Origin of the sequence: Cellulosimicrobium composti, assembly GCF_009711085.1 — a bacterium.
Classification (GTDB): Bacteria; Actinomycetota; Actinomycetes; order Actinomycetales; family Cellulomonadaceae; genus Cellulosimicrobium; species Cellulosimicrobium composti.
Map to the genome: position 1 here is coordinate 71,636 of NZ_WMKA01000005.1, position 26,781 is coordinate 98,416.

General features: G+C 69.8%; 18 protein-coding genes and 1 riboswitch. Of the genes, 8 read left to right on the forward strand and 10 right to left on the reverse strand.

Annotation, left to right across the window (positions count from 1 at the left end; all coding sequences use genetic code 11):
* Nucleotides 1-241 precede the first annotated feature (241 nt).
* Entirely contained in the window at nt 242-1,135 is an 894-nt protein-coding gene (locus GJV82_RS03575; RefSeq protein WP_155098268.1) for an HNH endonuclease, read from the forward strand.
* 191 nt (nt 1,136-1,326) lie between these two features.
* On the opposite strand, the gene GJV82_RS03580 is transcribed toward GJV82_RS03575, so the two are convergent.
* The 4 genes from GJV82_RS03580 to GJV82_RS03595 are packed head-to-tail and all read right to left on the reverse strand — an operon-like array spanning nt 1,327 to nt 10,407.
* Nucleotides 1,327-4,455: a restriction endonuclease gene (locus GJV82_RS03580; protein WP_318657239.1), complete on the reverse strand. Its 3,129-nt coding sequence runs from the start codon at nt 4,453-4,455 to the stop codon at nt 1,327-1,329.
* Nucleotides 4,456-6,462, reverse strand: coding sequence for a site-specific DNA-methyltransferase (locus GJV82_RS03585; RefSeq protein ID WP_196217176.1), 2,007 nt, complete (start codon nt 6,460-6,462; stop codon nt 4,456-4,458). It lies immediately after the preceding gene.
* A 19-nt stretch (nt 6,463-6,481) separates the two neighbouring features.
* Nucleotides 6,482-7,222, reverse strand: a complete 741-nt coding sequence (locus tag GJV82_RS03590; RefSeq protein ID WP_155098270.1) for a DUF4391 domain-containing protein — start codon at nt 7,220-7,222, stop codon at nt 6,482-6,484.
* Nucleotides 7,219-10,407 (reverse strand): helicase-related protein, encoded by a 3,189-nt coding sequence (locus GJV82_RS03595; RefSeq protein ID WP_318657240.1) that lies wholly within the window; start codon nt 10,405-10,407, stop codon nt 7,219-7,221. The genes GJV82_RS03590 and GJV82_RS03595 overlap by 4 nt, the downstream gene beginning before the upstream one ends.
* Nucleotides 10,408-10,702: 295 nt before the next feature.
* Here GJV82_RS03595 and GJV82_RS03600 point away from each other — a divergent pair, with 295 nt between their 5' ends.
* From GJV82_RS03600 to GJV82_RS03615, 4 genes are all read left to right on the forward strand, one after another.
* Complete coding sequence (locus GJV82_RS03600) at nt 10,703-11,980, forward strand: DUF6361 family protein (RefSeq protein WP_155098271.1); 1,278 nt, start codon at nt 10,703-10,705, stop codon at nt 11,978-11,980.
* Nucleotides 11,980-13,863: a phospholipase D family protein gene (locus tag GJV82_RS03605; RefSeq protein ID WP_155098272.1), complete on the forward strand. Its 1,884-nt coding sequence runs from the start codon at nt 11,980-11,982 to the stop codon at nt 13,861-13,863. The genes GJV82_RS03600 and GJV82_RS03605 overlap by 1 nt, the downstream gene beginning before the upstream one ends.
* Complete coding sequence (locus tag GJV82_RS20630) at nt 13,853-17,104, forward strand: helicase-related protein (RefSeq protein ID WP_155098273.1); 3,252 nt, start codon at nt 13,853-13,855, stop codon at nt 17,102-17,104. Before GJV82_RS03605 ends, GJV82_RS20630 begins: the two co-directional genes overlap by 11 nt.
* Nucleotides 17,105-17,174: 70 nt before the next feature.
* On the forward strand, nt 17,175-17,909 hold the full coding sequence (locus GJV82_RS03615) for an 8-oxoguanine DNA glycosylase OGG fold protein (protein WP_155098274.1): 735 nt from the start codon (nt 17,175-17,177) through the stop codon (nt 17,907-17,909).
* A 9-nt stretch (nt 17,910-17,918) separates the two neighbouring features.
* On the opposite strand, the gene GJV82_RS03620 is transcribed toward GJV82_RS03615, so the two are convergent.
* The 4 genes from GJV82_RS03620 to GJV82_RS03635 form a co-directional block, all read right to left on the reverse strand.
* On the reverse strand, nt 17,919-19,148 hold the full coding sequence (locus GJV82_RS03620) for a type II toxin-antitoxin system HipA family toxin (protein ID WP_115943397.1): 1,230 nt from the start codon (nt 19,146-19,148) through the stop codon (nt 17,919-17,921).
* Nucleotides 19,141-19,425 carry a helix-turn-helix domain-containing protein gene (locus GJV82_RS03625; protein WP_187308711.1) on the reverse strand — a complete coding sequence of 95 codons (285 nt, stop codon included), beginning with the start codon at nt 19,423-19,425 and terminating at the stop codon, nt 19,141-19,143. Before GJV82_RS03625 ends, GJV82_RS03620 begins: the two co-directional genes overlap by 8 nt.
* A gap of 102 nt (nt 19,426-19,527) precedes the next feature.
* On the reverse strand, nt 19,528-20,601 hold the full coding sequence (locus GJV82_RS19355) for a VWA domain-containing protein (RefSeq protein WP_196217177.1): 1,074 nt from the start codon (nt 20,599-20,601) through the stop codon (nt 19,528-19,530).
* A 46-nt stretch (nt 20,602-20,647) separates the two neighbouring features.
* Nucleotides 20,648-21,034: a hypothetical protein gene (locus tag GJV82_RS03635; protein ID WP_024841435.1), complete on the reverse strand. Its 387-nt coding sequence runs from the start codon at nt 21,032-21,034 to the stop codon at nt 20,648-20,650.
* Nucleotides 21,035-21,148: 114 nt separating this feature from the next.
* On the opposite strand from GJV82_RS03635, the gene GJV82_RS03640 reads away from it, so the two are divergent.
* Together GJV82_RS03640 and GJV82_RS03645 are read left to right on the forward strand one after the other, a co-directional pair.
* Nucleotides 21,149-21,817, forward strand: coding sequence for a DUF6308 family protein (locus GJV82_RS03640; RefSeq protein WP_318657241.1), 669 nt, complete (start codon nt 21,149-21,151; stop codon nt 21,815-21,817).
* Nucleotides 21,814-23,496, forward strand: a complete 1,683-nt coding sequence (locus tag GJV82_RS03645) for an SIR2 family protein (RefSeq protein ID WP_155098275.1) — start codon at nt 21,814-21,816, stop codon at nt 23,494-23,496. Before GJV82_RS03640 ends, GJV82_RS03645 begins: the two co-directional genes overlap by 4 nt.
* A gap of 62 nt (nt 23,497-23,558) precedes the next feature.
* On the opposite strand, the gene GJV82_RS03650 is transcribed toward GJV82_RS03645, so the two are convergent.
* The gene (locus GJV82_RS03650; protein WP_155098276.1) at nt 23,559-25,226 is read right to left on the reverse strand and encodes a nuclease-related domain-containing DEAD/DEAH box helicase; all 1,668 of its coding nucleotides are present in this window, start codon (nt 25,224-25,226) and stop codon (nt 23,559-23,561) included.
* 62 nt (nt 25,227-25,288) lie between these two features.
* Nucleotides 25,289-25,891, reverse strand: coding sequence for a hypothetical protein (locus GJV82_RS03655; protein WP_155098277.1), 603 nt, complete (start codon nt 25,889-25,891; stop codon nt 25,289-25,291).
* A 73-nt stretch (nt 25,892-25,964) separates the two neighbouring features.
* Nucleotides 25,965-26,082, reverse strand: a riboswitch (SAM riboswitch).
* A 57-nt stretch (nt 26,083-26,139) separates the two neighbouring features.
* On the opposite strand from GJV82_RS03655, the gene GJV82_RS03660 reads away from it, so the two are divergent.
* Nucleotides 26,140-26,775 carry a hypothetical protein gene (locus GJV82_RS03660; protein ID WP_155098278.1) on the forward strand — a complete coding sequence of 212 codons (636 nt, stop codon included), beginning with the start codon at nt 26,140-26,142 and terminating at the stop codon, nt 26,773-26,775.
* Nucleotides 26,776-26,781 lie beyond the last annotated feature (6 nt).

The window sequence follows — 26,781 nt, forward strand, 5'->3', positions numbered from 1 at the left end:
TGCCGGAGGTCCGCCTCGGAGGAGGTGGGCGTCAGCTTCACTTCGATCGCGACGACGCTCTCCCTGGGACCTTCCACGACGACGTCCCCCTCGTGATCACCGTTGAGCGTCCGCAAATGGGAGACGGCCGCGCCGCTGGCGAAGGCGCAGACCTGCACGCACACCAGGTCGGAGCCGCCATCCGACCAATTCACCCCAAAGGAACTTGCTCTCCGCGACGGTGCCTGGTGAGCTTCCGGGCATGGACTCCGCCGTTGAAGCTGCGCTTCGCGCACGCATCATCCAGTGGGTGCACGAGCGCGCCGAAGCGAACGGCGGGTTCCTCCGCCGGGACGAGCTGCTCGACTTCCACATCGACGGCCGCAAGCTCCCTGTCATCGACTACTCGCGCGGGATCCGCAACCCGCAGAGCTTCTCCTCGACGCTGTCGATCGTCAGCTCGGCGAGCGGACCGTACGACGACACCGAGTCCGACGACGGCCTCCTCCACTACGCGTACCGCGCCGGTGACCCGTGGAGCGGCGACAACCGCAAGCTGCGCGAGGCGATGACGAGCGGGATGCCGCTCATCCTGTTCCGCAAGGAAGTCCCGAACATCTACACCCCGGTCGCCCCGGTGTACGTCGTGGACGACGAGCCGGAGAACAGCCAGTTCCTCATCGCCCTGGACGAGGCCTTCCGGTTCATCCCCGACCCGGCCCACCTCACGACGCCGCAGCGCGAGTATGCGCTCCGGCTCGCCAAGCAGCGACTGCACCAGCCGGCGTTCCGCACCCGCGTCCTCGTCGCCTACGAGACCCGGTGCGCGATCTGCGAGCTCAAGCACGGCGCACTGCTCGACGCCGCGCACATCGTCCCGGACAGCGAGGAACATGGACTGCCGACCGTGAACAACGGACTCGCCCTCTGCAAGATCCATCACGCCGCCTATGACCAGAACATGCTGGGCGTGACGCCTGACGGCGAGGTGCGGATCGCGCTCGACCTCCTCCGAGAGAGCGACGGGCCCATGCTCAAGCACGGGCTCCAGGAGATGCACGGATGCCGCCTCGCGCTCCCCCGCCGCCGTGCGGACCAACCTGAACGCGATCTGCTCGCGTGGCGCTTCGAGCATTTTCGTTCCACATTTACCTAGAGGCGCCAGCAGCGGGGGGATGCCCGACCATTTACCCAATCGTCAGAGAAACCCGCCACAGCGGCGCTAGGGAGTCGCACGCGAGATTATCGGCGGGCACTGGCACAGGAGCCCGAGGCCTTTACTGGCAAGCAGCGACGACGCAACCGGATCGACTCTTAGGACCTCTAAATAATCAAAACTCGCAGCCGTCAGGCGATCCCGTCAATGTAGGCGCCCAAGTCCGCAACTGAGACCACAGGGTGGGTCGGGTAAACGAGGTCAGCATAGGAATTGGCAACCCTGACGGCCTCAAAGTGCCTGACAGCCGAGTCGATCTTTTGTCGCTCGGAGGCCCGCAGCTTGCTCTTGTCGGTGGTTCCCTTGGTCTCGACGACGAAGTAGAGGCTTTCTTCGCCCTCTCGCTCGATGACGGCCGCCCAGTCTGGGTTGTAGTAGCCGAGCGGGGTGGGGATCTGAAACCGCGACGGCAGCTTGACGAAGAGCTTGACCTCGGTCTGGTCCTCGAGTTGCTTGGCGAAGGCGCGCTCGACGTCTGAGTCCGTCACGAGCGACTCGAACACCGACTTGGCGAACCTCCTCGGCTCTCCGTACTCGTCAACGATGATGTTTCCGCCGTCGCCAACGTATCCGGCGAGGTCGTCGTCGGTGAAGATCTCCTGGGAGTACCAGCGCTCGTCGTCGGGGCGGTCGGCTGGGATCGGCTCATACTTCAGACCGTCGACCAGGAGCTTTTCCTTGGTTGTGGTGAGCGCGGCGGACACCTCGTCGATGAACCTCTGCGGGTTGTGCCGGAACTGGTCGAGCTTCCCAGACTCCGTCAGGACGTGCGCCAGCGTGGCACGCGTGAGCTGCGTCCGGTCCGCGAGCACCGAGAGGATGTCCGGCAGGTCGTCCGCATCGGCGTACTCGACCTTGGCGCGGGACCGTTGAGCGGAGCCCTCGCCGACACCCATCTGGTCGAGTTTGACCTTGGTGCTCACCCAAGAAGCCTTGCGGCGCGGCACCGGAGGCATATCCACGACTGCCTGCACCAGCGCGGCGCGCAGATCGTCCTCGTCGACCTCGACCGAGTAGACGGTGCGGTGCTTGATACGGTCCCACAAGGCGCGGAACTCAGGGCTTTCGAGCCGTTCCTTGACGAGCGGGACGTCGCGGCGTTCGCGGGCCTTCTTGATGTCGATCGGCCTGGCCACGCGGCGGATGGCGTCGAAGACCATCTTCACCGCGGGTTCGGGAACGGTCGCCGCAATGGTCTCGATGAGCTTTTCGGGCTCGCTGCGCACCATCTCGCGCAGCGAGTCCTGGACGTTGCCTTTGGCGTCGACATGGCCGGCGTCGCGCAGCGCTTTCACGAGAGCCTTCGCGGTCTCCGCGCCGAGGGGTACCACCGCAGCGCCTTCAGCGTCGCTCTCCTTGAACCTGAGCGCGGCAAGGGCATCGACTGCGATGAGCCCGAAGACCATGCCGAGGTCCTCGGCGAGCTCCTTCTGCAGGCCGTCGGCGAACGTCGCGTAGTCCTCGTTCGCGATGACCGTGAGCCGGTTGATCGTCTGGCCGTGGACGCGTTCGAGGTGCCCGTCAGGGTGCAGTTCCATCGCCAGGCGCAGGCCACGCCCGATCGACTGACGACGCCACCGCTCGGTGCCCATGTTCCGCAGCACACAGATTTGGAAGACGTTCGGGTTGTCCCAGCCCTCCTGGAGCGCAGAGTGGCTGAAGATGAAGCGGATCGGAGTGCCCGGAGTGGTGAGCCACTCCTTGTTCTTCATGATCTGCTCGTAGGCCAGGGAGGCTTGCTGGCGGCCCCTGTCGGTCGTCTCCGCGGTGTCGACGAAGACGTCCCCGCCCTTCTTGCTCCTGTCGATGGAGAAGTAGCCCTGGTGCGCCTCGGCAGCAACCTCCTGGGAAGACTTCACGGTGCGGAGGATTTGGTACCTCGACTCGGCCGCGATCTTCGCGTACTCCTCCTCAAAGATCCGCGCATACTCACCAAGCTGAGCCTGGCCCTCCTCGTAGACGCGGTACTTGGAGACGGAGTCGACGAAGAACAGGCTGAGCACCTTGATCTTGGGAGCGCCAGCCTTGGCGCGCTCGGCGAACTCGACCTCCTTGGCCAGGTGCTGCCGGATGGTCCGGGCGATCATCTGCCGGGCCCGCTCCTCAGCCGTCAGGTCGTCGCCGAGCGTCTCGCCGGCCCGTAGGGGCTTGGCAAGCGTGGACAGCTCGATCCACTGGTCGTCGCCCGCCCCGATGTTCTCGACGTCGAGGTGCCGGTAGCGCTCCAGGCCTGTCTCGTCAGCGAGGTTGTCGCCGACCTCGACGGTGATCGTCCTGCGCTTGGTACCCGAGGGGGGATCGACCTCGATCTTGGCGCGGAAGTTGCCGCCCGCCCGGGAGGTCGAGATCAGCTTGACGTAGGCCGAGGTGCCAGATGCCTCTGTCTCTAGGGAGTCGACCTCGATCTGCTTGACGAGCTGCTGGTCGTACGCGGCGATGGCGTCGAGCCGGTACACGAGGTTCGCCTTGTCACCCTTGGGGTGCGTGGCCGAGTACCGGACCGTGGCCAGGGCGTTGAACTCCTCCAGCGCCTTGCGGCCGGCACCCTTGCGCTTCCCGAAGCCCGCGTCACCGTAGACCGACTGCGGCTCGTCGACGATGATGATCGGCCGTGTCGCCCTGATGAGGTCGATGGCGGCCTCACCGCCGAGCGCTTCTGCGTTCTTGTAGATGTTGTTCGTCGTCTTGTTGATCGCCGCGACCGTCACGATCATGATCTGGATCGAGTCCGCGACGGCGAAGGACCGCACCCGCGACAGGTTCGCCGAGTCGTACTGAAAGTGCTCCATCGCCGGGTTGCCGTACAGCGAGCCGAGGTGCTCGCGCAGCTGAGAGATCGAGGTCTCGACGCCCTCCTTGATCGCCACCGAAGGAACCACGATGACGAACTTCGTGAACCCGTACTTCTCGTTGAGCTCGTAGACCGTCCGCAGGTAGACGTACGTCTTGCCGGTCCCGGTCTCCATCTCGACGGTGAAGTTCATCGACTCCAGGGAGTCTTCGGGCACAAGGCCGGTAGCGTCCTGGACCTTGTGCAGGTTGCTCAGGATGGACTCGTCGTCGAGACGGAGCCGGTTGCCGACACCGAGGTCGGAGAGCTCATCAAAGCCGGCCTGAACACCGGCATTCGCCAGGACAGTAAAGTTCGAGACCATCGCCTCCTGGCCTTTGAACAGCCCCGTGACGGCGTCGATGGCCTGGCGCTGGTACTCCAGGTCGGACTCGAACTTCCACGAGCTCGACGATGCTGTGGTTGCCACTCAGATGCTCCGGAGATTGGTGATGCCAGCCTGGTTCAGCGCGGCGGCGAGGTTGAGCTTGGCTGCGGAGTCGGCGAAGCCGGTGTCGCGGACGACGACGGCCGCCTCGGTGACCGGGCCCTCCTCGTCGCGCCAGGTGCGGATCGCCTGAGCGATCTGCTTCGACTCGTCGACGGTGATGTCGGTCCCGAAGTAGGCGAACATCGTGCCGCCACCCAGGTTGTACAGCGGAGACCCTCCCACCTCCCGCTGCTCGACGGGCGTAGTCAACTCCAGGCCAAGACGCAGCATCATCTCGACCAGAAGGTCGTCTGTGGTGCGCCCTGGCAGCAGGTTGTCGACGGCGGTCGCCACGGCATCCTCAAGCGACTGCTCGCCGATGGTGCCGTCCCACTTGCGAGTGTTCGATTCGGCGAGGTGATACGAGCGGAAGCCCAGGTCGAGGCTTCCCGCATTCAGGCCCTGAACGTCGGCGATGGCCTTTCCCGCGCGACGCAAGCGCTCCCGGGCGATGTCTGCGATCGTCTTGTACTTGGCGTGCTCGACTGGCTCGTCAATCTGCACGAGAATGTACTGCCGTCGGCCGCCGGCTTCTGGGTCCTCAAGAGCGTCCGTCGCGTTTAGCTCCATCACGGCGTGGCCAGTCGAGCCCGACCCCGCAAAGAAGTCGAGGACGACTGCGTCCCTGTTGGACCCTGATACCGCGTTGATCCAGGTCCCAAGCACGCCTGTGTCCTTCGGATAGTCGAACACCTTCTCGCCGAGAAGGCGCGCCAGGCCGTCGCTGGCGGGCGCCCGTTCCTGGGTCACGATGGGACGGATCGCCTGTTCATCCATGTCCGAGAGGAGGCGCTTGAACCGAGGAGTGGTTGTGTGGTCAGGGCCGAAGATGATCTGCCCCTGCTTGATGCGCTCGTCCATCGCCTCACGCGAGAGTCGCCAACCGTTGGGGTGCATTGGGACCGGTTTGCCAGTCTTAGGATGCAGAACATCGAACCGCAGGTTCTCGCGTGGGTTAGGGCTCGCGAGGTTGTCACGAGTGAAGATCCGGCCTTGCTCATCGATCTCGCTGTATGCCTTGAGCCCAGGCTCGGTATCCGGACGCGTGCGCCACCATTCGCGGAAGAGCTCGGTCGCGACGGCGGCGTTGTGCTTCGACTTCTCCCACGCCTTGGCCCCAGCCTCGATGACCAGGTCGTACCCCTTCTTCGGGGTCTTGAAGCGGACGTCGTTGGCGACCAGGACGTTCTTGTTGGCCGCGTAGATGAGCATGTAGTCGAGGCCGCCGGACGTGAAGCGTGCGTCGTTCTTGCCGGAGCCCTGCCACACGACGTTCGCGAGGAAGTTCTCGGAGCCGAAGACTTGGTCGAGGAGCATCCGGAGGTTCGCGTGCTCGTTGTCGTCGATCGCGGCGATGACGACGCCTGTCTGCTTGAGCAGGTCCCGCGCCGCCCACAGGCGGGGGTGCATCATGTCGAGCCACGCAGAGTGGCGCCGCCCAGAGGCGTCAGTGTTCTTGACGAGGCGGCCTTCGTCATCGCGCTCGCCAACCTGAGCCTCGAACTCGTCCTTCGGCGTCACCCGGGAGTCGTGATAAACGAGGTCGCTACCGGTGTTGTACGGCGGGTCGATGTAGATGACATCGACCTTGCCGGCGTAAGCCCGGCGGAGCAGGCGCAGCACTTCGAGGTTGTCGCCCTCGATGACGATGTTCTTGGTCGAGTCCCACTGCACCGACTCATCGGGGCGTGGCAGCAGCGTTCCGGTCGGGGGGAGCAGGGCGAGCCGCCTTGATGCGGCCTTCCCCGGCCACGAGAGGCCGAACTTCTCCGCAGTCGACGGGAGGGCTTCCTCGCCAACGAGCTGCTTCAGGGCCTCGAAGTCGATGCCGTCCTCGGTGACGGCTTCGGGGAACACCTCTCCCAGAAGACGTGCCAGAGTCTGTGCGTTGGTCTTGGCTTCGCCGGGTCCGGCGAGGGTGTCGATGGGTTCGAACGGCTCTGTCACGATCCTGCTCTCGGTTCTGCTAGCGGTGTTGTTGCTGGTGGTGAGCGTAGAGGAGGCCCCTGACATCCTCGATCTCGGCGCGCAGTGTCTTGGCCCGTGTGTTCAAGTCGATGCGCTTCGGAAGGGACTTTTCCTTCTGCGCCTGGCGCGTGATGGTAGCGAGATCGGCTTCGAGGCTGTCGAGGCGGCGGCGCTCGGCGATGGCGTGCTCGGCGTCCAGGTCAGGCGACCCGATGCCGTCGGTCGCGATCGCCTTAGCAAGGTCCTGGTAGTACGCCCAGAGATCGGTGCGGACAAGCTGGCCGATGTTGAGTGAGCCTTCGGGTAGCGAGGCGAGGTCTCCGGCGATGGATGCCTCGACGACGGAGCGTGAGTCGTCGGTCTGGCTGAGCCGGGTCAGTGCGGCGGAGATCGCCACCCCGTCATCAGGTGCCTTGAGCAGGACGATGACGGGGCGTGGCATCGAGCGGTGCACGAGGTCGAGGGCGCGCGCCTGGTCTTTCGCACTGACCTGGCCTGCGAGCACGAGTGAGATCACCGCGACGTCCTGAACACGCCGCCCGGGTTCGCGATGTTCGGCGATGCCCGTGGTGGCGGGGGTGAGCACCGCTTCGACGGTCGCGCTGGCGATGGCGTTGGTGATGAGTTTCCGGTCGCTGGCGGTCTCGGCGGCCATGTCGAGCAGGAGCTTCTTGGTGAGCCGCTCGCCGACGAGTGCGCGCTCGGGGAGCCCAAGGGTTTGGACAGGGTCGAATGTCACGGGACGAGCGCCATCCACGCGATGAGGTCGACCGACGCCCGCCCGGCAGAGGCGTCGCCATGACCGAGAAGGGAGGGGCCTGCGGTGAAGAGCGATGCCACGCGGTTCTCGGTGCCCTTGCCGGTCGCCGCGGTGATCGCGGCCTCGAGCAGCCCGCGGTAGTGGTCCATCCGCGCGCCGCCTCGTGTCCGCTTGACGAAGCTCGCGACCGCCTCGGCATCGACTGAGGGCGCGTCCATGCCGTGTCGCCGCAGGACGTCCAGGGCGAGCTTGGGCTCGTCGACCGCGTGGGCGACAGTGCCGTCGTCGGTGACGTAGAGCAGCAAGAAGGGGGCGAGCGGATAGGCCGGCGGAAGCGGGATCTCCTCGTCGCGGACGCGGAGCAAGAAGACGGCCCCTGGGCCGAGGCCCTCGGCGTCAAGGGTAGCGTCGAACCGCGCGACTCCATGGAGGGCCTGGGGCCACTGTGCCAGTTCGGCGAGAGCGTTGGCGTCGCGGGCGGCAGCGTCCATGCGGAAGTCGGAGAGGGTGAGATCGGTGATGCTCAACCCGCCGGCGAGATCCTCCATCGTCGGGGCGGCGGTCTGCATCTGCTCGAGCTGTTTGCGTCGGTACTCGAGGTCGTTCATCGCCTTCTGCTCGGCCTCGGTGAGGAGGTTCTCCTCGCCAGTAGCGGACACGTCGAGCAGCGCCATGCGGCCCGAGACACGCTTCTCGAGGTTGATGTACGACTCCAGGTCGAGGTCCGGCCAGAAGTTCACCAGCTGCACGCTGGTGTTCTGGGTGCCGAGCCGGTCCACGCGGCCAAAGCGCTGGACGATTCGAACCGGGTTCCAGTGGATGTCGTAGTTGACGACGGTGTCGCAGTCCTGGAGGTTCTGGCCCTCGGAGATCGCATCCGTGGCGATGACGAGATCGATCTGGTCGGCGGCCGGGTCCCCGGACTTCGACAGTGGCGAGAACGCTGTCAGGACGCCGAGCATGTCCGTTCGCGGCATCTTGAGCGTAGCCTTGGCCGTCGAACCCGTCACGAGCGCGACGTGGATGCCGAACTCCTTCTGCGCCCACGGTGCGATGTGCTCGTACAGGTACTCCGCGGTGTCGGAGAAGGCCGTGAAGACGAGGGCCTTGCGGTTGCCGGTGTTGTAGGGGTTCTCGATCTTCTCGCGCAGATAGTCCTTGAGCTTGGCGAGCTTGAGGTCGCGGGCGGGGGTGACGACCGACATCTCGTCGAGAAGCTCGCGGAGTGCGTCGCGGTCCTCTTCGAGCTCCTGGCGCCAGCGGGGGCGGTCGATGTCCGGCAGGAGGACCTTCACATTCGAGCCGACGACGGCGTCTTCGAACATCGGGTCGTCGAAGTTCAGGTCGTCCCAGTCGCGGCCCTCGATCTCTGCGAGCGAGATGGCGCGGGAGTGGTCGGCCTCGTAGGCGTCGAGCTTGTCGATCGTTGTCTGGACCGTGTGGAGCATCTTGCCGACGGTCATCGCCATGGAGTTCACCGAGGACTCGAGCCGCTTGAGCAGGTTGACCCGCAGGAGGTGGACGACGTTGTTGTCCCGGTGCTCCTGGCGGAAGATCCGGTCCCCGGAGCCGGCGATCTTGTGGTCGTAGAGCTGGGCGTACCTGTCGCGATGGCTCGGGAGCACGTACGACATCGGCTTATAGGAGGCGAGGTTGAGCGCCAGGATTCTGCGGTTGATGTCCGCCAGCGGCATGAGTTGGTCGCGGGCGTCGATCGCCGACTTGATGTTCACCGGCTGACGGCGATCGGGGAACTTCCCGACGTCCGAGGTGCCGTAGTACTTCTCGATGTGCTTGCGCGACCGGGCGATCGTGACCAGGTCGAGAAGACGGATGTAGTCCAGGCCGAGGTAGCTCACCAGTGTCTGCGCGGAACGCTGAGACTCGGGAGTGTCCTGCCAGGCACGGAACCGCGTCTGGGCCTGGCGCAGCGTGGACTCGATGCTCTTGATCCCGTCACCGGCCAAGGCGTCATCGTTGCCCTCGGTGGCGAACAGCACCTGATTCTTCAGGTCCGCCAGGCGTGTGTTCACCGGGGTGGCCGAAAGCATGAGGACCTTGGTCTTCACGCCCGCCTTGAAGACGTCCTCCATCAGCTTCTGGTAGCGCGTCTTCGTGTCGCGTTGAAGCTGGGGGTTGTTGCGGAAGTTGTGCGACTCGTCGATGACGACGAGGTCGTAGTTGCCCCAGTTGATGTGGGCGAGGTCGATGTCTCCGGAGAACCCGTAGTCGCGGCTCAGATCGGTGTGGTTCAGGACGTCGTAGTTGAACCGGTCGTCGACCAGAGGGTTGCGCACGTCGTTGCTCCGGTAGATCGTCCAGTTCTCCCGCAGCCGCTTCGGGGCGAGAACGAGGACGCGGTCGTTGCGCAGCTCGTAGTACTTGATGACCGCCAGGGCCTCAAACGTCTTACCGAGGCCGACGCTGTCGGCGATGATGCAGCCGTTGTGGCGCTCGAGCTTCTGGATCGCGCCCAGGACACCGTCGCGCTGGAACTTGTAGAGCTTCTTCCACACCTGCGTGTCGTAGAAGCCAGTCAGGCCGCGCCGGCGGGTGTCGTCCGCTGAATCGTTGAGGAAGTCCTCGAACAGGGTCGTGACGATCCGCAGGTACACCGACTCGGGGTCGTTGTCCCGGACCAACTCGCGCAGGCGGTTGAGGAAGAGGTCAGTGGCGGGCACCCCGACTGCGTGGTCTCGCCAGAGTTGGGCCATCTGCTTGGCGATCGGTGCGACGGCCTCGTCGCCCGTGTGCTCCTGGAGCAGGTGCACACCCTCAGCGGCGACGACTCCCACGCTCTCGGCGTCGAACCCGGCGCCTGTGAGCGCGAACGGTGTCGGGCCGTCGACCTGCACCCAGGTCTCACGCGTCTTCCGCTTGAGCTCGCGCACTTCCACGTGCTGCTGAGCCCAGGTGAGACAGCGCTGTGCGACATGGTGCTGGTCGAGGCGTGAGCGCAGCACGTGCTCGGACTCGAGGCCATTGAGAGGCTCGTCGAGCGCCCCGCGCCACAGGAGAAGGTTCATGTCGGCGTCGGCGAGCAAGTCTTCGAAGGCCTCGAAAGCAAAGATCGAGAACGACTCTGAGAGCGATGAGACGGTGTTGGCGTCCACAAGATGCTTGCGCAGGCGATCGATCGCGTCGCCATCGTTCCTCACAAGCACCTCCGCGGATGGTTGGTTCCATCGTGCTCCGCATCGTCGCCAAGCCACGGGCATAGTACCGACGCGCCGGACCATCGGAGTGTCGCCGACGGCACCGTGAGGGGGCTTCGCCGCCACGACCCGATTGCGGCTGTCGCCGGGGTGGTCATGTCTTGCCTTCCCACCATTGGTTGCGACGGATAGCTGTGAGGTTGCCGGACCTGCATGCCATGGTCCGTTTTCACCCAGTCTCAACTTCCGTCGGTAGCCAGGTCTTCCTAGGCTTCGCGTGTCTTCGGAGATCAAGGAGCAGCGCATGTCGTCATCGTTCGGCTGGCTCGACACCGACCATGCGCAGCGCCGCAGCATGCTCGAGGTCATCGACCTGTTCAAGGAGCAGGGCACGGTCGACGAGCTGGGGATCGGGTCGATCCGGGACACGTTCTCCGACGCGCTGTTCCCGGGGACGTCGACGCTGCTCACCCGGCTGCGGTACGTGCTGTTCGTCCCGTGGCTGGTGCAGCGTGCGGTCCGTGACACCTCGACCGTCGACGACGCCGTGCGCCGTCTGCGCGCCGACGAGGTGCGGCTCATCGAGTCGCTGCTCGAGGGCTACCGGGACGAGGAGCGCGGCCGGAACCAAGGCATCCTCGGCCAGACCGCCCGTGCGAAGCTGAAGCGCATGCCGAGCGAGGTCTACTGGGGACCGCTCGGCCGCTGGCAGCTGCGCACCTGGGACACGAGCGTCGTCGGGCATCTGCGCCGCGGCTCCGCTCTCCGTGGGGCGGGCCGTGGCCGGACCGAGACGGACGACCCGGGTGCTCGTGACAGGGTCCTGGACACCGGCTTCGACCTCGCCGCCCTCGAACCTCCCGAGGACCTGCTGCGGTCGACGACCTTCGACCTGCGCCCCGAGGAGGCCGAGGTCCTCCTCGAACGGCTGCGCACCACGACCCGCGGCTCGCTGCTCGGATGGCTTCTCGAGCACCGCGACGCCGTCGACCTCGGCGCCGCCTCGGCCGCGGAGCTCTCGCTGGTCGGCGCGCCGAGCGACCTTCGAACGGTCGTCGAGCACGCGACGCGGTTCAGCCTCGCGATGCACGGTGCCGCGCTCCTGTACAACCTTCTCGTCGCCGAGGCAGCTGCCGTCCCGGACGTCGTCGACCACTACCGCGAGCGCCTCGACGACTGGCACGAGGAGATCGTCGAGACGCGCACCCTCGACGGCTGGGACCGCGGCGAGCTGTGGAGCGTCCTCACCTCGCGCAACGACAAGATCCCTCTGCCGACCCGCCTGTTCACCGACGGGTGGCTCGACCTCCTGCTCGACGGCGACCGCGTCGAGGACTCGTCACGAGCACGCGACCTTGTCACCCAGCGGGAGCGTCGTCTCAAGGGCGGACGCGCACGCCTCACGAACAGATCGGCCCGCGAGGCGTGGAAGGGCGAGTCGGGGACCGGCCGGCTCGACTACCGGTGGGGCGTGACCCGGCGGCTCCTCGACGACCTCCTGTCCGCTCTGCCCGACCGCCCGAGCACCATTCGACGTGGGCAGCCGGCCGACGCGCTCCTCACCGCAAGGACCACCGCCTGATGCTCACCCCGGACACCCGCGTCCTGCTCACCGACGCGCTCCGCCCGCCCGCCGGCCTGCGCGTCGACGCCGCGATCGCCACAACGTTCTCGCTCGACCTCACCGCACTGCTGCTGGGTCCCGTGACCTTCGCGACGCTCGACGCGAGCGCCCAGGTCGACGGCGACGACCTCGCCGCGACCGATCCCATCGGCCTGCTCGAGGCCGTCCAGCGCTACAGCGAGCTCACCACGGTCTTCTGCCAGGCCGGCGGGATCAGCGTGCCGGCGTCGTACCGCTCGGTGCTCACCTTCGTCGAGGGGGCCGTGCACCAGGTCATGGCCCCGGCACGGGGTCGGTTGTTCCATCCCAAGTCGTGGACCCTGCGGTTCGTCGACGACGACGGCGCGTACCGCCACCGGTTCGTCGTGCTCAGCCGCAACCTGACGTTCGACCTGTCCTGGGACACCGTGCTCGTTCTGGACGAGGACGAGTCGGCCGCCGAGCCGGTCGCCCCCGCCCCGATCAGCGCTTTCCTGCGCGCTCTCCCCCGGCTGGCGACGTCCCCGCTCCCCGAGGACCGCGCCGCGCAGGTGGAGTCCGTCGCCGCGTCGGTCGCGAACGCGCGGCTCGCCCCGCCCGCACCGTTCCGGAACGCCGAGGTCCTGCCCCTCGGGCTCGACGGTGTCGCGACGCCCTGGCCGTTCCCCGACGCCGCGGACCGCGTCCTCGCGGTGAGCCCCTTCCTCGACGCCGGGCTGCTCCGCAGGCTCCCCGACGCGGACGACCGCACGCTCGTCTCCCGCGCAGAGACGTTCGACCGGCTGGGCACCATCCCGCTCGACCGCTGGGCGACCCGGACCCTGTCGTCAGCGGCCGAGCGCGACCCGTCCTCGGACGACGGCGCCGCCTCACCGGGCGGCAGCCCCCGCTCGACCGCCGAGCCGGTCCGCGAGACGGATCGCGTCCGCGACGGTCTGCATGCCAAGACGGTCGTCGTGGACTCCGGTCGGGACAGCACGACGGTCACCGGGAGCGCGAACCTCACCACGGCGGCGTGGGGCGGGAACGTCGAGCTGGCGGTCGCCCTGCACGGCCGCACCGCCGACGTCGGCGTGCGCGCGACGCTCGACGGTGCGAAGGACGTCCCCGGCCTGGAGAAGGTGCTCGACGCGTTCGCGCCGCGCTCGTCCGAGCCGGTCGTCGACCCTGCCGAGTCCACGGCCCTCGACATCGACGACTTCCACCGGCGTCTCGCCGCGTCCGGACTGCGCGCGACCCTCACCACGGACGACGCGGACGGCAGCGACGGCGATCCCACGGCGCGCCTCGTCGTCGGGACGCACGGCCTGCCCGAGCCGGTCCCCGGCGCCGCCACGGTCACGTGGCCGGTGACCCTGCCGGCCGACCTGCACGCACGGGTGTTCCACGAGGGCGCGGACGTCGCGTGGGAGGGCCTGAGCCTTCGTGCCGTCACCCCGTTCCTCGCCGTGGAGACGACAGCCGGGACGGGTGACGAGCGTGCGACCCGGCGGTGCGTCGTCGTGCTCGGCCTGGACGGTGACGTCGCCGAGCGGCGGCACGCCGCGGTCCGCGACGCCCTGCGTAGCCGGGACGACGTCGCGCGCTATCTCGCCCTGCTCCTCGCCGACCCTGCGGCGGCGTCCCCGTTCACCACCGGTCCGGTCGGCGACCCGGCCGGGGCCTCGTGGGTCGCGCCGGGCAGCGCGACGCCGGACCTGTTCGAGCCGCTCGCGCGCGCGGTCGCGCACGGCGACGAAGCGCTCGACCGCGTCGCGCAGCTCGTCGACCGGCTGGCCGAGATGCCCGACGGCGAAGACCTCGTCCCCGAGGGGTTCGCCGAGCTGTGGACCGTCGTCGAGGAGGCGCGCCGTGCCCGCTGACCCCCACCCGCAGGAGCGGCCGGACGTCGACGACGTCCTGCGCCACCTCAAGGACTTTCAGCGTCGCACCGTCGACCACGTGCACGCGCGACTGTGGGACGACGTCGACCCGAGCCACCGCTTCCTCGTCGCCGACGAGGTGGGGCTCGGCAAGACGCTGGTCGCGAAGGGCGTCATCGCCAAGGCCGTCGACCTGCTGTGGGACACGGTCGACCGGATCGACGTCGTGTACATCTGCTCCAACCAGCAGATCGCCCGACAGAACCTCGCCCGCCTCACCCTCCGCGGGCACGAGCCGCTCCACGCGGAGCGCCTCACGCTCATGCCGCTCGTCACGGGCGAGCTCGCGGGCAAGAAGCTCAACTTCGTCTCGTTCACCCCCGGGACGTCGCTCCAGGTGACGAGCGGCGGCGGGCGAGCCCTCGAGCGCGTCGTCATGTACTGGATGCTCGCTCGCGGGTCGCAGGACCTCGACGTGCGGCCACGACGCTGGCTCCAGTTCTTCCGCGACTCCTCCAGCCTCAAGAACTTCACCGCGGACGTCGAGCGCTTCCGACGCCACCGGATGCACGAGCTCGACCTGGACTTCGCTGCCGAGTTCGCCGAGCAGCTCTCGCGCGACCGAGGACCGCGCGGCGGGAAGCTCCTCGACGAGCTGGCCGAGTGCGTCCAGGAGTTCAACTACCTGCGCGGGAACCCTGCGAAGGACCTCTCGCGCCGACGGTCGAGGATCATCGGCGCTATGCGCGCCACCGTCGCACGGCTCGCGATCGAGCGGCTCGAGCCCGACCTCGTCGTCATGGACGAGTTCCAGCGCTTCAGCGAGCTCATGCGGGCCGATGCCGAGAGCGAGGCCGCAGAGCTGCTGCACTCCCTCGTCGGGTACGCGGGCACGGACGGTACCGCCGTGCGCACCCTCCTGCTCTCCGCGACGCCCTACAAGATGTACACGCTGCCCGACGAGCCCGACGGCGAAGACCACTACCGCGACTTCGTCAGCACGGTCGAGTTCCTCGCCGGTGCCGACCGCGCTGCGACGGTGCGGGCAGGGCTCGCGACGATGCGCGAGGGGATGCTCGCGCCGACCGACGAGTCCGCCGTCGCACGGGCGATCACTGCGCGCGACGCCGTCGAGCACGAGCTGCGGCGCGTGATCTGCAGGACGGAACGCCTGGCCGCGACGCGCGAGAAGGACGGCATGCTTCGCGAGGTCCCGCTCCCCGGGGTCGAGGTCACCGCGGGCGACCTCCTCGACCACGCGTCGCTCGACGACGTCGCCGGAGCCGTGCACGCGGCATCGGGCGCGCAGCGCCAGGACATGCTCGAGTTCTGGCGCTCCACCCCGTACACGCTCAACCTCATGGACCGACGCACGTACAAGGTGAAGACCCTGTTCGACGACGCCGTCGCCGCGCACGCGCCGGCCGTCACCTCCGCGCTCGCGAGCGCACGGGGGTTGCTGCCCTACGACGTCGTCGACGCGTACGAGCGCCTCGACCCGGGCAACGCCAAGATGCGCGGCCTGGTCACCGACGTGCTCGACCGCGGGGCATGGCGGCTCGCGTGGCTCCCGCCGTCGCTCCCGTACTACGAGCCCGCCGGCCCGTTCGCCGACCCGGCGCTCGCGCGGTTCACCAAGCGGCTCGCGTTCTCGGCCTGGAACGTCGCACCCAAGGCGATCTCCGTCGTCGTGAGCTACGAGGCGGAGCGTCGGGCGGCCACCGCGGCGAGCGGCGGCCGGCGCCGGTACGGCGACCCGGCGCCCACGCCGCGCCTGCAGTACCGGATCTCCGAGGGCCGGCTCGACGGCATGCCGACGTTCCTCCTCTCCTACCCGTCCGTCGCGCTCGCCGACGCGGGAGACCCGCTGCGGCACGCGCGAGCCGCAGGACGTCGCCTGACCCGCGGCGAGGTCGAGGCGGCCGTGCGCGCCGGGGTGGAGTCGATGCTCGCATCGCTGCCACCCGGCGACTCCTCGCTGCGTCCGGGTGCCGATCAGCGCTGGTACTGGGCGGCGCCGCTCCTGCTCGACGCCGCACGCGTGGCGGGCCAGGACGGCTTCTTCGACGTCCTCGGCCACGACGAGGACGCTGATGAGCCGGACGGCGCCGGGCACGCACGGGCGTTCGAGCGGCACGTCGCGGCCGCCCGCGAGATCCGGGCGGACGAGCTCGGGGCGCGACCCCACGACCTCGTCGACGTGCTCACCGCCGCTGCGCTCGCCGCCCCTGGGACCTGCGCGCTGCGCGCGCTCGGGCGGGCGGTCGGTTCCGCCTCGGACGCCGCCCCCGACGGCTGGTGGGCGTCGGACCCCGAGGTCCGGGAGATCGCCTTCGGGATCGGCGGCGGGTTCCGCTCCCTTTTCAACCGCCCCGAGACGCAGACGCTCGTGGACGCGGAACGGGCTGACGCCACCCGCGACGACACCGCGTACTGGCGCTCCGTGCTGGACTACTGCGCGGACGGTGGACTCCAGGCCGTGCTCGACGAGTACGCCCACACCCTCGTGGAGTCCGAGGGGCTCGTGGACAAGACGGTGCACGAGCGCGCTGCGCGGATCGGGGAGGTGCTGCGCGGCGCACTGCAGCTGCGGACGCCGACGTCGGCCGTCGACGACATCCGGGTCGCCGACGGGCAGGTGCGCGTCGAGGACCGGCGGGTGCGCACGCACTTCGCCGCGCGCTTCGGGCGCGGCACCACGGACGAGGGTGCCGAGATCCGCGAGGAGCACGTCCGCACGGCCTTCAACTCACCGTTCTGGCCGTTCGTGCTGGCGTCCACGTCCGTCGGGCAGGAAGGGCTGGACTTCCACACGTACTCGCACGCCGTCGTGCACTGGAACCTGCCCGGCAACCCCGTCGACCTCGAGCAGCGTGAGGGACGGGTCCACCGGTACAAGGGCCACGCGGTGCGCAAGAACGTCGCGCAGCGGTACGGCGACGCCGCCTTCATCTCGACCGACGCCGACCCCTGGGCCGCCGCGTTCGACGCCGCCACCCAGGACCGCCCCGACGGAGCGACGGAGATCTTCCCCTCGTGGGTGTGCGCCGCGCCGGACGGAGCCGCGATCGAGCGCTACGTCCCCGCGCTGCCCCTGTCGAAGGAGGCGTCGCGCTACCGACGACTGCGCCGCACGGTCGGGGCGTACCGCAGCGTCATCGGCCAGGCGCGCCAGGAGGACCTGCTCCGCCTCGCCGGCGACGCCGACCTGTCGTGGGCGCACATCGACCTGGCGCCGTAGAGCATCCAGCCCCCGACGCGTCTCCTCCCACGCGGCCTGTGATGTCACCGACCACCTCTACGGTGAGCCCATGGTGATCGACAAGCCCGCCGAGACGACGCCCTACGCGTCACTCCTTCGCCCTCTCGACGACGTCCCGACCGCGCCGGAGCGCCTGGCGCAGGCCCTGGGCGACGGCTCCTCGCCCCCACCGCCGCAGGAAGGGATGAGCTGGAAGCGCGAACCCTGGGCTCGTCGGCTGTCCGCCGTCCCGGGCATCGAGGACTTCCTCGCCTCGCTCCCCGACACCGTCGACCGGGTCGCCGTTCTCGCGAGCGTGCGTGACTCCGAGGCTCTGGGCCGTACCGACCTGGCGTTCGTCGCGGCGATGATCTGGGGCTACGGGTCGTCGGGCTACGGCCCCTACCGCACGGCACGCGTCCTCACGGGTGGTTCCGACGAGGTCGACCAGTCGGTCCTGGAGCGCTTTCGTTCAGGCGCGCGCACGGCTCGCGAGCAGGGCGCCGTCGCAGGCTTCTACGCGATGAACAACCCGCCAGGTCGAGTGGCATATCTCGGGCCGGCGTTCTTCACGAAGTGGTTGTACTTCACGACTGCTACGACGGGACCGGACAGCGCCGACGCCGCGCCCGTGCTCGACAAGCGTGTGCGGGACTGGATCGCGACGAATGCCGAGGTCCACCTTCGGCTCGACAAGACGTGGGCGTACCACCGGTACCTCCAGCTGCTCGACGCCTGGGCCGTGCGTCCGGCAGGCACGCTTTCGCGCGCCACGGTCGAGCGCGTGATCTTCTCGCTGTCCTGATCGTGGCGCCTATCCCGCGGCGCGCCCGGACAAGAGGTTCCGCGTGAAGCCCGCGATCTCTTCACGCAGGCCCGGCTGCGCCCGTGGGTCGGGCACCTCGTCCGAGACGACGGCGGCGATGTCGCCGAGTGTCGCAGCGACGAGATCCGGCGCTGTCACCACGCCCCACGCTTCCCCCTCGGCGACGACATCCCCGGCCGTGACGGTGCTGTGGACGTAGACGCCGTTCACCGCGAGGGCGAGCCGGCCGTCGCTCGGTTGATGCCTGAGCGGCACGACGTCGTACATCGGCGCGATCCGTGCTGTGCCGTCCGGGAGGTGGAGCATCGAGACGTTCTTGGCGTGCATGTCGAGGTTGCCGACGGCGACGGTCAGGGTGACGTATCGCAGGAGCTGTTCGACCGCCGTCGGCCCTGCTGCGCGCCGCAGGACCTGTGCGATCCGGACCAGGCTGACCTTGCCGCCGATCTCCTGGTACTTCTCGTCGCCTCGCGCCCCGAGCGCTTGGTTCATGTCCTCCTGGTGAAGGCGTCCGTGGGAGGCGTCGGGCGACCGGTCGTAACGCTCGACGACGAGCGCCGTCCGTCCGCCGAACTCGTGCACCCGTGGCGTCCCGTGCGCGAGGCCGAGGCGCGCGGCGATCCGGGACGTGTACTCCTCGTCGTAGATGATCGTCGGGTTCGCCGCGGAGTGGGGCTTGAGGATGTGGGTCGACGGGTAGCCGTCGTGGACCTGGTGCCACACGTCGTCGACGAGGGCGAGCACGATCTTGTCCTGCACTCCGGCGAGGGACGACTTCCCGGAGTACGGAGAGTTGCCGAGGGGCATTCCCCGGGTGTCACGGAGGAGCGCGCCGACCTGTTCGTCGGTGAGCGGGGTGGCGCGCGGTGTCCGTGGCTCGCCCGGCGCGTCGGGGTCGTAGAGCTCGACGGCACCCGCGACGTCGCGCCCGTAACGCGCCAGGAGTCCGACGACGTCGCTCTCCGCGAGCCGTGCCCGGGCGGCCAGGTCGCTCAGGACGCGGCCCTCCGGAAGAAGCTCAGCGAAGTAGTTGCGCCGCCGGGCCGCGCGTGCGCGGTTCTCCACGAGGCTCAGCGGCACCGACTCCGACAGCACGGTGCTGCCGGGCGGCCAGTGCTCGAGCACGGACCGGTCCGTCCTGAAGTCGAACGTCCGCGAGCTCGACCCCACCAGATGGCCGACCAGCCGCCCGTACAGCTCGACGCGCAGGTCACCCATCGCAGCCCTCCATGCCGTCCTCGTGCGCGGTCGACACGTCGTCATCGAGCACCGATTCGTCGATCTCGGCCCACAACCGGACGCCCGTAGCCTCGAGCATGGCGAAGAGGCGCTCCATGAGAAGACCGGGCTTGCCGTTCTCCATCTCCCAGACCCACTTCTGCCCGATGCCGAGCTGGTCGGCCAGCTGCCGCTGGCTCGTCCCCCGCACGAGGCGGCCCTGCTGCAGGGCGAAGCCCAACAGCTCAGGACTCGTGATCTCGATCCGGACAGCCATACCGCCCCCAATGACGTCGATAGTGAAGTCATCGTAGGTGAGTTCGATATCGAAGTCACCCCATCGTGACGTCGATTCGACGTCATCGCCGCCGTCGGGCGCTCAGCGTGCGGCGGGAACCCCGCCCAGCGGGCCGGCCACTGGCTGCACCTCGCTCGTGTAGCAGTAGAAGCCGGGCACGCGCTCGCCGTCGGCGCGGAACGTCACCTTGTTGAGAACGCCTTTGCTGTTGGGGATCACGGTCCAACGGACAGCGCCCCTGCGCGCGGCGTCGGCGAGCTGCAGCACGGCGGCACGCGACGTGTCGGCGTTGATCTGCACGGGGACACCGCCGAGCACGGCGAACAGCGCGGCGCGACCGCCGTACGTTCCGATCTGCGCCACCGACTGCTCGCTGCTGCGGAGCCAGTCACGCAGGTGGGCGAGGAGCTCACCCTCCGAGAACGGCGCCGCCTTGGTGCCGTCTCCGGCAGGACCGCGTCGACCCGGCGCGACGATCGGCGCCGACGAGGCCCCGGCACCGGCGCTCGCCGCGGCACGGTCCGCCTCCGAGTACGCCGCGTGCTGGTCACGCGCGGCAGCGGGTGCGGCACCTGCGTAGACGGCACCACGCATCGCGGCCATGCTGCGCGACGTCGCGGCGTACGCCTGGTCGACGTTCGCCGTGTCGTACGTGAGCGACCGCTCGCGCCGCACGCCGAGGGACGCACCGACCTCGATCGCGTCCTGGTTGGCGCCCATGTAGAGGAACGTCCAGCCGAACGTCTCCTCGCGCTCGGTGACGAGCGCCTTGATCGCGGCGTGCGTGTACTCCTTCGACGCGTTCTCGAGGCCGTCGGTCATGATCCCCACGATCACCGCGCCGGGGCGCTGCTCCTCGGGGAGCTGCGCGATGCGCAGCGCGGTCGTCTGGACGAGGCGCCCGATGGAGTCGAGCAGCGCCGTCCTGCCGCGCGGTCGCAGGTCGAGCGGCGGGACCTCGCGCACGTCGAGGTCGGTGTAGACCTCCTCGTACTCGTCGTCGAACTGCGCGAGCGTGACGGTGCAGCGGCCGGGCGCCTCGCGCTGCTCGGCGAGGAACAGGTCGAAGCCCTGCTCGGTGGCCTGCTTGATCGACTGCATCGAGCCGGAGCGGTCGAGCAGCATGGCGAGGTGGGTGAGGGTCTGGTCGGGCATGGCGGTTCCCTTCGTCGTGCTGCTGGACGGGCGGTGCTGCGGACGGTCAGGTGCGGCGGCGGAACCGCAGGGGTTCGACGGCGGTCGTCGGCTCGGGCGGCGGGGTCCCCCGCTCACGGTCGTAGCGGGCGCGCGTGACACCCTCGGCCGAGACGCGGCCGTCGGGCCCGGAGTAGCCGGCGAGCGCCGGGGTACGGGCGATCCGTGGCGGCACGGTATTCGGCGCGACGCCCGCCGCCTCGGCGACCGACCGCATCGACGACCCGGCGAGCAGCGCCTCGGCCATCGCCTCGTCGAGCGCGACGTCGAGAAGCGCGCGCGCCCGCGCGAGCGGCTCCACCGCCGCACCGGGTTCCGCGGCGTTCGCCTCGTCGAGCGCCGCGCGTGCGGCGTCGAGGCGAGGCCGGAGGGGTCGCGGCGGGTTCGTGGTCATGACATCCACGCTACGTGCAGTAACTGAACACGCGCAAGATCTGCGCGCGGGTTTCACCCGCACGAGATCCGCCTGCGGCGGTGTTCGCGCTCACCACGGACCTACGCTGACGCGGTGACATCGACGCTGATCGTTCCCCCGATCCTGACTCCCGCCCTCCGCGACGAGGCCGTCGAGCACCTCCGCCGCTACTTCGCTCCCGTCAGCGGGACGACGGGCTGGGCCGGTTCGCGCTTCGAGCGACTGGCCGGCGGAGGCGACCGCCCCGACACGGCAGACCGGTTCACTGCGGACGACCTCGTCGCCGTCTCGCTCCTGTCCGTGAGCGTCCCGCCGCACGGGGCGATCCAGCTCCTCGAGTCCCGTGCGGACGAGTTCGCACGGCTGCTCGCCGAGATCCCTCATGACCTCGAGCTCGTGGACGTTGAATCGATCCCCGACGACTGGGCTCCGAACCGCCTGTGGACGGCGCTGCGCGACATCCACGGCATCGGCTGGGTCACCGCCGGCAAGCTCCTGGCGCGCAAGCGACCGCGGCTCATCCCCGTCTACGACACCGTCGTCCAGGCGGCCGTCGAGCCCACCGCCTCGTTCTGGGAAGCTCTCCGCGCTGCCCTGCGTGCCGACGATCGCGCGCTCCACCGGCACCTTCTCTCCCTGCGCGACGAGGTCGGCATCGGCGACGACATCTCGGCGCTCCGCGTCTTCGACGTCGTCGTGTGGATGCACCACCGGTACCTCGACCCCGCCTCAGACGCAGACGCAGACGCAGACGCAGCATGACCGCCGACGGACATCTCTTCGTCGTCAACGGCCGGCTCGAGGCGCTGAGCGCCGACGCCGTCGTCATCCCCACGGATGCCGACTTCCGCGTCGAGCAGTGGTGGCGCGCCGCAGCTGGGCTCGAGCCCGGGACCCCGTGGAGCCAGGTCGAGCCGGCGGGTTGGGGGCACGGTGCCGCCCTGCCCGCGCGGACGTCCCGGCGCGCCACGAAGAACCGTCCCGAGGTCTGGTTCCTCGACACCATCGCCACCACGCCCGAGGGCGTGGGCGACGCCGCCCGCCGCGCTGTCGCGGCGATCGTCGAGCACTCGGGGGACCGCATCCGCGCCGCCGCCGAGACCGCGGGCCGAGACCTGCCGCTCGTCGCGCTCCCGATCATCGGGACGGGCTACGGTGGCCACCGGCTGCGGCGCGGCCAGGTCATCTCGGCACTCCTGGCCACGCTGCACGACTCCGCACGCGAGCTCGGCGTGGACGTCGCCCTGGTCGCGTCGAACCGGGCGGACTACTCGGCGCTCCAGCACCGCCGCCGCATGCTCGCCCGACCCACCGGGCTCGCGGCCGACGTCATCGCCCGGGCCCAGGCGCTCGGCACGCACGCCGCCCGCGGTGACCTCGCTCTCTTCTTCGGTGCCGGTGTGAGCATCGCCGCGGGACTGCCGTCGTGGGGTCGGCTGCTGACCGAGCTCGTCGCGAAGCTCGAGCTGGACGACGACGTGCGCGAGCGCATGGAGGATCTTGGCCCGCTCGAGCAGGCGGAGCTCATCCAGGTCGCGCTCGCCGATCGGTCCGCACGGGCGAAGTCGGATACCCAGAAGGCGCTCGGCGACCGCGTCTCGAGGATCATCAGGGCGGCGTCCGCCCGTCCCAGCCTCTCCCACGCCCTCCTCGCGGGCATGCGCGTGCGTCAAGCCGCGACGACCAACTACGACCGGCTCTACGAGCAGGCCGTCACGGCCGCGGGCGGCCCGACCGACGGTCGACCGGCCGTCATCGACCGGCTCCCGTGGGACCGCGCGAGCACGGAACGACCGTGGCTCCTCAAGATGCACGGCGACGTGGAGCACCCGGACTCGATCGTGCTGTCGCGGAGCTCGTTCGTGCACTACGACAACCGGTGGAAGCCCGTCGGGTCGCTCGTCCAGTCGCTCATGATGACGAAGCACCTGCTCGTCGTCGGCGCGTCCATGACGGACGACAACCTGCTCCGCTTCGCCTACGAGGTGGCCGGCCTCCGGGCGAGCGTCACGACGCACGACCCGGACGCGCCGGAGATCGGCACGGTCCTCCACCTCGCCGACGACGCGGCGTTCAGCCGCCTGTGGAAGGGCCGGTTCGACGTCGTCGTCCCGACCCTCGACGCCGGCCAACGGGACGCGGCCCCGACGCCCGATCCCACCGAGTCGGACGACGCGCGGCGACTCCGCGAGGCCGCCGAGCGTCGTCGGGCCGCGCGAGCCCTCACCGTCATGCTCGACGTCGTCGCCATGCACGCGGAGCGCGAGGCGCCCCACCTCCTCGACGCACGGTACGTCGACGAGCGCAGCAAGGAGGCGGCGCCGCTCGTCGCCGAGCTCCGACGTCTTGCGAAGTCCGCCCGTGCGATCGGGGCGGACGACGCCTGGACCCAGCTCGCCGACTCCCTCGACCAGTTCGGCGCAGGATCCACCGACCGCTGACCACGCCCGACGCGAGACGTCGGCGCCCCCAGCCGCACCACCCCGTCGCAGTAGACGACCGTCTAGACCGGCGACCAGACCTGCGCGCGAGCGAGACGACGGCGCACCGCCTCTCCCCCGACCTCCTCGATCCAGGAGCGGTCGCCCACGACGACGAGGAGCGACCGTGCGCGGGAGAGCCCGGTGTAGAGCATCTCGCGCGCTCGCGCGGCGTCCCGGACGCCGTTGACCGCCAGCACGACCGCCGGTCGCTCGAGGCCCTTGAAGCCGAGCACGTGCCCGTAGAACACGTCGTCCTCTGCGAAGAACGCGTCCCAGTAGGCGGCGTGCCCACCCGCCTCGACCTCGTTGACCTGCTGCGGGTGCCGGCGCCCCGTCACGAGGAGCGCGACCTGTCCCGTCTCCCAGCCCTCGCCGAGGAGCGCCTCGACGGCGTCGTCGGCCGCGCCGACCGCCTCCGCGGCGGGGACGTCGACCACGCGGACGGGCGGACCGTCCATCCCGCGCGGAGTGATCCGCTCGGGCGACAGCGCGCCGAACACCTGGGCGATCTGCTTCGTCGACCGGAGGTTCTCCCGGAGGGTCACCGGGACGAGCTCGAGCGGGACGTTCCCCTCGCGTGGGAACACGCGCTGCGCGTCGTCCATGAAGACGTACAGGCCGCCGCTGTCACGGTCGCGGAGGCACCGGAGCAGCGACGGCCACCACAGGTCGCCGAAGTCCTGCGCCTCGTCCACGACGACCGTGTCGAAGAGCTCGTCCGCGCCGCGCCGACCGGCGAGGTCGCCGAGGGCGAGAGGCAGGCGGCGCTCCCAGTAGTCGGGGTCGTCGTCGGCCCCGGGCTCGGCGCCCCAGGCCAGGGGGAGGTCGTGGAAGAGGCCGACGTAGGCCGGGCGGTCGCGTGCCGGCCACTGGTCGACCGTCCGCTCGAGATAGCGGCCCAGGCCGCGCGAGTAGCACAGCAGGGCCACGCGCTCGCCGTCGCGCGCGCGACGTCGAGCCTGCTCGAGCGCGAGCCAGGTCTTGCCCGCGCCGGCGCTGCCGACGACGCGCATCCGACGCACACCCGACAGCGCGTCGAGCGTCCTCGCCTGGTCCCGGGTCATCTGCTCGAGCCGGGTCTCGTGCTGGGCCGCCATCACGAGGTGCTCCGCCTGGCTCGGGAACCCGCCCACGAGCGAGTCCACGAGGTCCGGGAGGGAGTCGGCCGCGAGGGGCGCGTGCCCCTGACCGTGCCGTTCGATCGCGTGCTTGACCCTGTCCGCGACCCCACCGCTGCGCTCCAGGTCGCCGCGGTCGACGAGCATGTCGCGCGGGAGGTCGAGCGCCGACCACTCCGCGGGGACGTACCGGTGCGGCAGCGCGACGACGTGCGCGGCCCGCGCCTCCGCCGCCCACAGGCCGCGACGACGCAGGAGCGCCTGCAGCGCGTGGCGCGCGCCCTGGACCTGACGCAGAGGGTCGATCCGGTGCCGCCGTTCACCGCTCCCCTGGTACCAGGCGCCGTCGACCCGGTCGACGTGACCGCCCTTGACCTCGATCGCCGCCAGGCCGACGCCGGGCCACGCGACGAGCAGGTCGATCTCGTACTCGTGCTCGTCCTCCTGGAGGTGGACGCCGTGGACGACGACGGCGTCGTCGGGCAGCTGCCCGAGCAGCACCTCCCACACGGCACGCTCGGCCCCACCGTCGTCAGGGAACGTCGGCTCGGGCGGGTACGCGTGCGGCATGCCCCGTTCGTACCGCACCGGCCCCACGCCGTCACGAGGCTCGGCGGGACGGGTCGCGGCAGTCACCGCATTTCACCCGCCGTCGCCGCGGCGACCGCGCTCGCGGGGTGCACGGCACGAGCCCACGCGAGGTAGGCGGCGCGGCGGGCGTCGTCGCCGAAGCTGCCGTGCGCGACCCAGTCGTCGTGCCAGGCGAAGAGGCGCTCGGGCCGCGAGCGTATCGCGTCCTCGATGATGCCGTCCTGGACGGTCCTCCGACCCCAGTACGGCGCGCTCGGGTCGAGCCGGAGGACGGGAAGCCCGTCCGCGCGGGCGAGGCGCCATCGCTCGGGGAACACGAGCGTCACGTAGGCGCGCAGGCGCGTGCTCACGGGGTCGTCCTGGTTGCGCGGCGCGAGCGACGGCACAGCCAGCGCCGAGGTGATGCGCGAGTCGACGGCGAGGCAGTCGGCGCACATCGAGCGCTGCACCCGGAAGAGACCCTGGGCGTAGGAGAGCCCGCGCAGGCACACGCGGCACAGGATCACGCCGCGCTCGAGGTCGCACGTGCGCGACGGCCTCGGTCGGGGTACGCCGGTGTGGACGGGGCACAGGAGCCCGCCATCGGCGGCGAGGAGGACGCGGCACGCGTCGTCGGTGCGAACCCAGTGGGTGGGGACGGACATCGGGGCAGCCCTTCGGTCAGGGCCGGCGTCCGGTCCGGTGCGCACCACCGCGGTGCGGCCGAGGCGGACGTCGACCTCGCACTTCCCTCGGCCGGTCGGCCGGGGGCCGGTCTTCCTCCTGGGGCACCGTGCGCGAGGGGCGCGGTTGCCGGACCAGCACGCGGAGGGCGTGTCGCTGGTCGCTCGTGACCTGGGCAGATGTCTACCGGACGCCACCCACGCGGCGCAAGCCCGGCAGACTGTCCCCCGTGAGCAGCGACAGTCGCCCCCGCGCCCCGCACCGGCCGAGCATGACGTGGACCACGGTGCCGGGCGGCGTGCGGGGTCGCGAGCGCCTGTCGCCCCTGCTCGACTTCGTCGCGGCGCTGGCGATCCTGCTCGTGCTGCTCGGCGGGTCGGTGTGGTTCTTCGTGTGGATGGCGCGGATCGAGGGCGGGGTGACGATGGTCCTGGCTGCGCTGCCCGTCCTGGGGTTCGGGAGCGGGCTGGTCATGTACGTGCGCGCACCGTCGCGGCAGTCGGTAGTGCTGCGGCCGCTCGAGGTGGAGCTGCCGGTCGGGACGGAGCCGGTGGTCCGGGTGGTGGTGCGCTGGGACGACGTGGCGGGCGTGCGGGTCGTGGAGGGTGAGCGTGGGCCTGTGGTCCGGGTGGACCTGCGCGACGGCGCGCGGGCCCGGCACGCGCTGGGCGAGGACCTGATGCAGGGGCGCCCGGAGAACGGGCCGGACCCGGACACGGTCGCCGTGGCGGACGCCGAGGCGCTGGCGCGGGTGCTGCGGCACCTGCTCGACCACCCGGAGGACCGCGCGCGTCTCGCGGAGCCCGGCGGCGTGGGCATCGTCCTCGCGTTCGCGCGCCCGGTGTACGGCGAGCCGCCCGCCTGACCCGCC